The sequence below is a fragment of the Dokdonella sp. genome (genome assembly GCF_039926425.1).
Lineage (GTDB): Bacteria > Pseudomonadota > Gammaproteobacteria > Xanthomonadales > Rhodanobacteraceae > Dokdonella_A.
The window spans coordinates 36,459-44,737 of the sequence record NZ_JBDSWZ010000074.1 but is presented as its reverse complement, the minus strand read 5'-3'; the positions used below and the strand labels follow the sequence as shown (position 1 = coordinate 44,737).

Below are 8,279 nucleotides of genomic sequence, written 5' to 3'. Positions count from 1 at the left end.
GTGACGGAGATCTGTATGTCCGTTCCGGCTCCGCGCCGACCACCTCGACCTATACCTGCCGGTCGTGGGCAACCGGCAACACCGAAAGCTGTTCGATCAATTCGCCGTCGGCAACCACGTACTACATTCGCGTGTACGGGTACACCGCGGCATCGGGCATCACGCTGAAGGCCACATACACGCCGTAGCGGCATGTCGATGCACTCGGGCAACTGACGACAAGGTGGCGGAGCAATCCGCCACCTTTTTTTGCGCGTGGTATCTCGTGTGCGTAGCGGAGATTACTGCTGGGCGACCAGCCACTCCATCACGCCACCGTGCTTTGCACAGGCACTTTCGCGCCGAGGGTTGTAGCTAAACGACAAATCACGGCATTGGGCGCTGGCTTCGAGCCCATCGCTTTCCTTGGTCTTGGGCGGCGCCTTCGCGACGCATTTACCGTCTGCGTTGAGGTGTCCGATGGTCGCATTGGCGGCATTCTGCGGACCTGCAGCGCGCAACGCGCAGCCTTTTCCTTCCGCTGCAGACACCGGCGCGGCCGTCGCCGCAAGGGCCAGAACCGCGGCACACGCGACAAGCTGGAGTATATTTCTGGAATTCATGGCGCACTCCCTTCGTTGACAAGCGCAATGAGAGAGGCATATTGCGTGCCATGAATGGTGTCGCTGCTCAATCGAGCGCGCCACGCAGTCCGATCGTGTTTGAAATCGATACCGACCGGTGCGATTGGGAACCGGTCAGCAGGAATCAAAGCTCCGTGGTGCTCAGGGCTGACTCCAGTTGTCGACCTTGCCGTCGCGATCGAATCCGACGCGACGGTCGCCGTCGTAGAACCAGGTTTCCGACACCGAGGTGATTTGCTTGCTCTGCGGTCGGCCCAGCAGGGTCGTCACCGCGCGCTCGCCCATGCCTCGGTGCAGTCCCGACCAGTCGCCCGCGGAGATCGGCTTGGGTGGAGGCGGGGGTGCGACCACGACCGGTGAGGTGGCGGCAGGTGCTGCGATCGGTGCTGCGATCGGCGCCGGCGGGGTCGACTCATACACACCGAGGCGTTTTTCGAGTTCGGCCATCCGCGCCTCCAGCGCCTTGATGCGCTGGTCCGTCACCGGATCCGCCGCGCGCGCAGGAAAGATCGGCATGACTCCGATGACCAGTCCACACAGAAGCCCCGTCACTGCCAAACGCTGTCGCATAAAACCCCCGCACATGGACCGATGCCGGGAGACTAGCAGGAAATCGGATTGCCGCTGATCGCCGACCGACGCGTGCGCGGTCGATTCGCGGATTGTGCATTTGCACACGGTGCCGTCGTCGATTGACGGATGCGGAGCGCGAAGCGCAACGCCAAAACGCGGACCGGCACTCCATCGTCAGCGCGATGGATCATCGAATCCGCTGGCAAAGATCGTATCCACTGCCGGCTCGATGTAGCGCCAGACGACGCCATGCGTGTGATCGCCCATCAGGATCACGTAGCGGCCGATCGACGCGGCATATGCGACCGATGTGCCATAGGGATTCGAGCCGTTCGCATTGACCGGTGCACTGTAGTCGCGCACCCAGTTCGTATCGTCGCCAATGACTGCACGGGCTTGCGTCGTTCCGATGAACGAATTTCCGTAGAGGTAGTTCGCTGTCGCGACGATGCCCGACGTCTGCACGCCTTCGAACGTTCCGGGCCAGTTGCCCGACACGACTGTGGTCCACGTCGCGCCCTGGTCGCTCGATTTGGCGATGTCGTTCCAACCCGCCGCGTACCACGTGCCATCGGCGATTTTCCAGGCGCCGAAGCTCCCATGCACGTGTTCGACGTCGCTCACCTTGGCCCATGCGGAGGCGCTGATCGCGCCGTCGCGGAATTTCAGTGCCGCAGTGCCGCCGATGCGGCCTGCGGTCGCGGTGCGCCAGATGCCGTTTTCCCCGTTATTACTCTGGGCAATCACGCACCACGTCGTGCCACTGATCGGAATGACGTAGTGCGACGTGCCGACTCCGGGCGGCGGCGGATGCACGACCCAGCTGACACCACCGTCCCAGGACTCGCCGAAACCGCCATCGGGGTTGTCGGCGAATCCGTAGTGATAGGTCGCGAGGATGTGGTTCGGTGGGTCGTCCGGAAGCACCATCACGTGGTACAGATCGGTCAGGGTAGGGCCGAACGGATTGAATGGCGCGAATGCCGCATCCGCTCCTTGCAGGCGGATCCATGATGCGGCGCCGTCGGTCGATTTCCATGCGCCGAACGAGCCATAGCCCGCCGGCGAGTACAGGGTGGGTTCGCTTCCCGCCGGTCGGAGCGGGTCGGGATCGATGCTGAAGCCCCACGGATTGCCGTGCATCGTGGTGGCGTTGCGCACGGTCCATGTGTCGCCGAAGTCGGTCGTGCGCAGCCAGGTGATCGCGCGGCCATCGTTGTTGCCCGCGCCGAGATAGAACACGCCGGGGTTTGCCGGATCAGCCATGATGCTCTGGATGAAATCGCCATCGTCGACGTTGGCATCACCCCCGTTCAGCGCGGCAATCGTGATGGGTTGCCAGACGCCGTCCGTGCCGGTCGGTCCGCCCGCCGAAGCCGGCGACATCGTGCCGGCGACGCAAAACGCTGCCGCCGAAATCATCGTTCGATTGATCATGCCGTGCACCGGTGTCCCATCCGGAGCGAACTGTGGACCGGACATTCGCCGCGATCCATGACGCGGCGAACAGTTCACGCATGCGATCTATCCGCACGATGGAGGGTTTGCCGGTCACGACGGTCACATTTCTGACCGCACGACGACGGAACCCAGCAGGCCCTGACGCCGCCGCAGGAAACGCCGGACCGCATCGTCGCTCTCGAGCGCAATCGCCATGTCGTACGCCGCGTGTGCGTCTGCATCGGCTCCGTTGCGCGCCAGCAGATCGGCGAGTGCCGCCCAGTACGGTTGATAACCGACGAGGCGGGAGTCCGTGGCCGGATCGGGCATTGCTTCAAGCGCTGCCGCAGCGCCGCTGAGATCCGCGATGGCCAGTGCGCGATTGACCGCGGCGACTGGGGAATCGAGTCGTTTCGCAAGCGCGTCATGGAGTTGCACGAGTGCACGGGAGACGTCCTTGCCGCTGCGTCGTCGCTCGACCTGCGCCGATTGCAGCGCCGCTTCCAATTGGTACCGCCCGATCTGGTGCATCGCGCTCGCGCGTCGGAGCGCGGCTTCCGCTTCCTCGATCATCGACGCGTCCCAGGCAGACGTGTCCTGTTCGGTCAGCGGCACGTAGTCGCCGTTCGCGTCGCGCCTCGCGGCGCGGCGGGCGTGTGCGTGCAGCAGGCAGGCGAGCAGTCCGGCGCATTCCGCCTCGTTCGGCATCAAGGTGACGAGGAGGCGGGCGAGGAAAATCGTTTCGTCGGCCAGATTGCGGCGGGTCGCATCGATTCCTGCAGGATCCGCCCAGCCGTGGCCGAAGGCCGCGTAGACCGCATCGAGGACGGTTTCGAGTCGTCCGTAGAGTTCGTCGCGTGCGGGGACCCGAAACGGGATTGCCGCCTGGCGGATTTTCTCCTTCGCGCGGCCGAGACGCTTGCCGATCGCTGCCGGCGACATGAGGAACGCGGCGGCGATCCGGCGAGCGTCGAGTCCGAGTACTGCCTGCAACATCAACGGCGCGCGAACGCCGGCGTCGATCGCCGGATGCGCGCAGGCGAACATCAGTGCCAGCCGATGGTCGGGGATCGTCGCATCGTCCGGCGCGGCGTCGAGTGTGTCGGCCATCCGTTGCAGCTCGGCTGCGGCGGCCAGCGCAATGTCCTGCTGGCGCGCGCGATCGATCAGCTTCCTGCGTGACACCGTCAGCAGCCACGCTTCCGGATTCGTCGGGCAACCGGTGCGCGGCCAATCCGCCAACGCGATCGCGAATGCGTCCGCCAGCGCGTCTTCCGCTGCAGCGACATCGCGCGACCGCGCAGCGAGAAAGGCGACGAGCTTGCCGTAACTGCGACGTGCAACCGCCTCGGCGGTTGCACGTGCAGCATCGATCGGATTGATCCCGGCAAGCGTCATGCAGCGGTCCGCATCAGGTGTCCACCTTGCGGCGTCCACGACATGCGATCGCCCCTACATCGACCAGACCGGACGCACCTCGATGGTGCCATGACCCGCTCCGGGGCAACGCGCTGCCCAGGCCAGCGCCGCGTCGAGATCGGCCGCTTCGATGAGGTAGTAGCCACCGAGCTGTTCCTTCGACTCGGCATACGGCCCATCGAGCACGTTCGGCTTGCCGTCTTTCAAGCGCACGGTGGTCGCCGATGCGGACGGCTGCAGCCGGTTCGATCCGGCCAGCGCACCGGCCTTTTGCAGCGCTTCGGTGTAGGCGGTGTAGGCGGCGATTCCGTGTCCGCGCTCGACTTCGCTCATCGCGTCCCAACCGCTCTCGTCCGAATACAACATCAACAGATACTGCATGGTTGCCTTCCTCGTGATGGTCGACGGCCAGGATGCCGCCACTACGATGACGTTTGCGATTGTCGCATTTGGACAGGTCGGCCGATCGATGCGCGCCGGGGGACATGGTGCCGCGTCGGTCGAAGGTCGGCACGCGCCCGGACGTTGTCGGACGGGCGGGCCGTTTCCCGTATGGAGGTCGAGCAACGGCGTTCCGCCGGCGCTCCCTCCGGACATTCCAACACGATGACGACCGATCCACCGTCCGCAGACGGGTCTTCCGTGGCGCCCTTCACGCCAGCCGAACGCGAGGGATTCTTCGCCGGCATCGAGCGCCACCGGCGCGCGGCGCTGCGGGTCTCGCTGATCGCCGCGCTCTGCGCGATCGTACTGGCGTTCGTGGTCGCCGTGCTGATGTCGCCGTTGCTGTACGCGATCGTTGGCCTGCTGCTCGATGTCGCGAACCATGTCGTCGCGACGCCGGATCTGATACGCGACATCACCCAGGTGATGTCCGAGACAACCGATCATCTGGAAAGCATTCCCGCCGCACGCTGGCTCCAACTCGCGGTCGTTGCGTCGCTGCCGGGTCTCGTCGTGATGGCGCTTGCGGTGCGCACGCTCGGACGCATCACGCGCGAGGCGATGGGGAGCGATTCCATCGCAGCCCTCGCGCGACCCATCGATCGCGGCGTGCTTGCCGAGCAGCGGTTTGCCAACGTCGTCGGCGAAATGGCGGTGGCTGCCGGCCTGGCGATGCCGCGTGTGCTCGTCGCGCCAACCAGTGCGGTGAACGCGGCAGCGTTCGGTGCCGACAGGGCGCATGCCACCATCGTCGTCACGACGGGCCTGCTCGTCGAACTGGATCGCGCCCAGTTGCAGGGCATTGCCGCTCATCTGGTCGGGTCGATCGCCAACGGCGACATGCGGATCGGCGCACGCATCGCAACGATGCTCGGCCTGTTCGGGCTGATCTCGAAACTCGGAACGTCGTTCACCGATCGTGAGGGCGCGCGTCGATTTTTGAAACTCCTGCTCGCGGCGCTCAAACCCGGCGGCAGCGCCCGCGATGGCGAGCTGGTCATGGAGCTCACCAATCCGTTCGAGCCGGAGCGTTCGGACACTGCGCCGGCTCCAGCCGACAGGTCCGACAGGATTCCCTGGAAAACCCTGCTCTGGATGCCGCTCGCAGGTCCGCTCGCGATCAGCGGCTTCTTCGGCGGGTTGCTGTGCGCACTGGTGCTCGGTCCGCTGCTCGCGCTCACCTGGCGTCGACGCAAGTCGATGGCGGACGCGACGGCGGTGCGACTGACTCGCGACCCCGACACGCTGGGGCACGCGCTGGAAAAACTGCGGGGAGCGCCGGTCGACGGGGCCTTCGGAAGCTGGATCGCCCATCTGTGCGTAGTGCCGAGCGGGCTGATCGGCGCGCGCAGCATCCTCGGCCGCGCGAGTGTGCCGATGGCGCCTTCGCTGGATCGACGCCTGCAGGCACTCGGTCTGATGGGCGCGCGCGTGTCGCCGCGTTTGGAGCGGACAATACCCGGTTGGGCGTGGGTCATCCTCGCGCCTGTGTGCGCGTTGCTCGCGGTGCTGATGGGGGTGGTGGTGTTCGGCCTGCTGTACATTTCGGTCGCACTGTCCGGGCTCTTCACGTGGCTGCCCGCGATGCTCATCCACGCAATCGTGCGCTGAGGCCCACGCGTTGCCTCGCAGTGCCTGCGCGGGCGGGCGTGCGTGCGGTTCGTTCTGGCTGTGACCGATCGTTTTGTGCGGGAACGCTTCACCCCGGAATCGAGCAACGCTTGACGTTGCCGCGGACGCGCCCCATGTAGCGGCACGGCGTGCAATTCAGACGCGTTGGAGCAAGGGTTGGCGCGCGGTTCCATCATCCCGAATCAGTTCATCCGGTCGGCGCTATTCTCGTCGTCGATCGTGGCAATCCCTGGAGAACATCATGGCGACCGGTTGGGCCGGAGACGGCGCGGTGCAGGATCAGATCGACGCAACCGTCGGCGATGCAGTGAAGCGCGCGCGCAGCCAGCTCCCGAAAGGGCCGGGTCTCGCGCGCTGCGAGGATTGCGATGCGCGCATTCCGAAGGCGCGACGCGAAGCCGTGCCAGGTGTACGCCTGTGCGTCGCCTGCCAGGAGATCCACGACCATGCGCAAGGCTCTGCCAGCGGCTACAACCGGCGCGGCAGCAAGGACAGTCAGCTTCGCTGATGCGCGAAGCGACGGTTTCGCATCCGACCACCTGTTCAAAGGAGTTTCCGATGTCTGATGGCAAGCAGTCCAAGGCAAGCGATTTCGACCCTGAAGTGCTGCGCCTGTTCGACCAGTACGTGCATGGTCAGATTGATCGACGTGGCTTTCTGTCGAGTGCCGCGCGGTTTGCCATCGGCGCGAGTGGCGCGGCGGCCTTGCTCGACGCGCTCAGTCCGAAGTTTGCACAGGCGCAACAGGTGAAGCCCGACGATGCTCGGATTCGCGTGAAGTCGGTCGATTTTCCATCACCGAACGGCTACGGAAAAGCGCGTGGCTATCTCGCTCAACCGGCGAAGGCGACGGCGAAATCGCCTGTGGTGCTGGTCGCTCACGAAAATCGCGGCCTCAACCCGCACATCGAGGATATCGCCCGCCGCCTTGCGCTCGATGGCTTCATCGCATTTGCGCCGGATGCGCTGTTCCCGCTCGGAGGCTATCCGGGCGACGAGGACGCGGCGCGCGACCTCTTCGGCAAGCTCGATCAGGCGAAGACCCATGAAGATTTCCTCGCGGCTGCCGAATGGCTGGCGCACGTGGAAGGTGGCAACGGCCGCGTCGGCGCGGTGGGCTTCTGCTATGGCGGCGGTATCGTCAATTTTCTTGCAACGCGCCTGCCACATCTGGCGGCGGCGGCCCCGTTCTATGGCGTGGCACCGCCCAGCGAGGACGTTGCCAAAATCAAGGCAGAAGTACTCGTGGTCTTGGCGGGCAACGACGAGCGCGTCAACGCGGGGTGGCCGGGTTACGAGGCGGCATTGAAGGCAGCCGGCACGCGCTACACGCTGTTTCAGCCTGCCGGGACCCAGCACGGTTTCAACAACGACACCACGCCGCGCTACGACAAGGAGGCTGCGGGCCAAGCTTGGAGCAAAACCCTGGCTCTGTTCGATCGGACACTCCGCAAGTCCGCCTGACGACCGGCCGCGAGCACGTTTTCGACGTTCTGTTGCGATCCACGTCCGATCTGCCCGACGACCCGGATGCGTCGCGCGAGCGCCTCCGGCGAACTCGCCTGCTCCACGCGCGCGCAAATCCGATGTCTTGGGGTTCACCGTGAAGGAGGAATCGCGTCCTGCAGACCGTCCTGTTGTGACAGTTTCAGGTTGGCCCGATCGTTGCTCTCCATGATGAGTCGGCCGTTCGAGGTCGACATCCGGTTGGACGTTTCCATTCATCAGGAGAAAACCCGTGTCGAAAATCCTTCGTTTCAGCATGCTCGGTTCAGTGTTGCTCGTCCTTGCATCCGCTCCTGCGCTCGCCGAGAAGACCGCGTCAAAGATCGTCGTCGTCAACAAGTCGGCCTGGGCCATTCACGAATTGTATTTTTCTCCCACCAACGAGACCGAGTGGGGCGAAGACCAGCTGGGCAAGAAGACGATCAACACCGGCGACCAGTTCACGCTGACCGGCGTTCCATGCGGCAAGTGGGATGTCAAGGTGGTCGATGAAGACGGAGACGAATGCGTGGTAGAGGATGTGGCGTTGTGTGGCGTGACCGACAACTGGGTTATCGACGACAAGAGTCTTCTTGCCTGCCAGTCGAAGAGCTGACGCAACGCGATGCGCGGAAGGAGGCTCGCTCCGATGCGGGCCTCTTC

10 protein-coding genes are annotated in these 8,279 nt (G+C 64.8%); 5 read left to right on the top strand and 5 right to left on the bottom strand.

Annotated features, from left to right (window positions below):
* Positions 1 to 188, top strand: a 188-nt coding sequence (locus tag ABIV12_RS04480; protein ID WP_348056659.1) for a PPC domain-containing protein, incomplete at its 5' end; no start/stop codon positions are given.
* 93 nt (positions 189 to 281) lie between these two features.
* Here ABIV12_RS04480 and ABIV12_RS04475 read toward each other — a convergent pair.
* From ABIV12_RS04475 to ABIV12_RS04455, 5 genes are all read right to left on the bottom strand, one after another.
* On the bottom strand, positions 282 to 602 hold the full coding sequence (locus ABIV12_RS04475) for a DUF3761 domain-containing protein (protein WP_348056657.1): 321 nt from the start codon (positions 600 to 602) through the stop codon (positions 282 to 284).
* Between the two features lie 162 nt (positions 603 to 764).
* Entirely contained in the window at positions 765 to 1,139 is a 375-nt protein-coding gene (locus ABIV12_RS04470) for a hypothetical protein (RefSeq protein ID WP_348056655.1), read from the bottom strand.
* Between the two features lie 231 nt (positions 1,140 to 1,370).
* Entirely contained in the window at positions 1,371 to 2,633 is a 1,263-nt protein-coding gene (locus ABIV12_RS04465) for a hypothetical protein (RefSeq protein WP_348056653.1), read from the bottom strand.
* A 123-nt stretch (positions 2,634 to 2,756) separates the two neighbouring features.
* A complete protein-coding gene (locus ABIV12_RS04460; RefSeq protein WP_348056651.1) occupies positions 2,757 to 4,034 on the bottom strand; it encodes a DUF6596 domain-containing protein in 1,278 nt (425 codons plus the stop codon).
* 54 nt (positions 4,035 to 4,088) lie between these two features.
* On the bottom strand, positions 4,089 to 4,436 hold the full coding sequence (locus ABIV12_RS04455) for a YciI family protein (protein ID WP_348056649.1): 348 nt from the start codon (positions 4,434 to 4,436) through the stop codon (positions 4,089 to 4,091).
* A gap of 225 nt (positions 4,437 to 4,661) precedes the next feature.
* On the opposite strand from ABIV12_RS04455, the gene ABIV12_RS04450 reads away from it, so the two are divergent.
* The 4 genes from ABIV12_RS04450 to ABIV12_RS04435 all read left to right on the top strand — a co-directional run bounded on the left by ABIV12_RS04450 (position 4,662) and on the right by ABIV12_RS04435 (position 8,232).
* Positions 4,662 to 6,110 (top strand): M48 family metalloprotease, encoded by a 1,449-nt coding sequence (locus ABIV12_RS04450; RefSeq protein WP_348056647.1) that lies wholly within the window; start codon positions 4,662 to 4,664, stop codon positions 6,108 to 6,110.
* Between the two features lie 262 nt (positions 6,111 to 6,372).
* The gene (locus tag ABIV12_RS04445) at positions 6,373 to 6,639 is read left to right on the top strand and encodes a DksA/TraR family C4-type zinc finger protein (protein WP_348056645.1); all 267 of its coding nucleotides are present in this window, start codon (positions 6,373 to 6,375) and stop codon (positions 6,637 to 6,639) included.
* Positions 6,640 to 6,689: 50 nt separating this feature from the next.
* Complete coding sequence (locus tag ABIV12_RS04440; protein WP_348056643.1) at positions 6,690 to 7,595, top strand: dienelactone hydrolase family protein; 906 nt, start codon at positions 6,690 to 6,692, stop codon at positions 7,593 to 7,595.
* 274 nt (positions 7,596 to 7,869) lie between these two features.
* Entirely contained in the window at positions 7,870 to 8,232 is a 363-nt protein-coding gene (locus tag ABIV12_RS04435) for a hypothetical protein (protein WP_348056641.1), read from the top strand.
* The last annotated feature ends 47 nt before the right edge of the window (positions 8,233 to 8,279 follow it).

What these genes read in the sequence shown, in the direction of transcription:
- ABIV12_RS04475 (WP_348056657.1), bottom strand. Translation starts at nt 602, where the DNA reads ATGAATTCCAGAAATATACTCCAGCTTGTCGCGTGTGCCGCGGTTCTG.
- ABIV12_RS04470 (WP_348056655.1), bottom strand. Translation starts at nt 1,139, where the DNA reads ATGCCGATCTTTCCTGCGCGCGCGGCGGATCCGGTGACGGACCAGCGC.
- ABIV12_RS04465 (WP_348056653.1), bottom strand. Translation starts at nt 2,633, where the DNA reads ATGATCAATCGAACGATGATTTCGGCGGCAGCGTTTTGCGTCGCCGGC.
- ABIV12_RS04460 (WP_348056651.1), bottom strand. Translation starts at nt 4,034, where the DNA reads ATGACGCTTGCCGGGATCAATCCGATCGATGCTGCACGTGCAACCGCC.
- ABIV12_RS04455 (WP_348056649.1), bottom strand. Translation starts at nt 4,436, where the DNA reads ATGCAGTATCTGTTGATGTTGTATTCGGACGAGAGCGGTTGGGACGCG.
- ABIV12_RS04450 (WP_348056647.1), top strand. Translation starts at nt 4,662, where the DNA reads ATGACGACCGATCCACCGTCCGCAGACGGGTCTTCCGTGGCGCCCTTC.
- ABIV12_RS04445 (WP_348056645.1), top strand. Translation starts at nt 6,373, where the DNA reads ATGGCGACCGGTTGGGCCGGAGACGGCGCGGTGCAGGATCAGATCGAC.
- ABIV12_RS04440 (WP_348056643.1), top strand. Translation starts at nt 6,690, where the DNA reads ATGTCTGATGGCAAGCAGTCCAAGGCAAGCGATTTCGACCCTGAAGTG.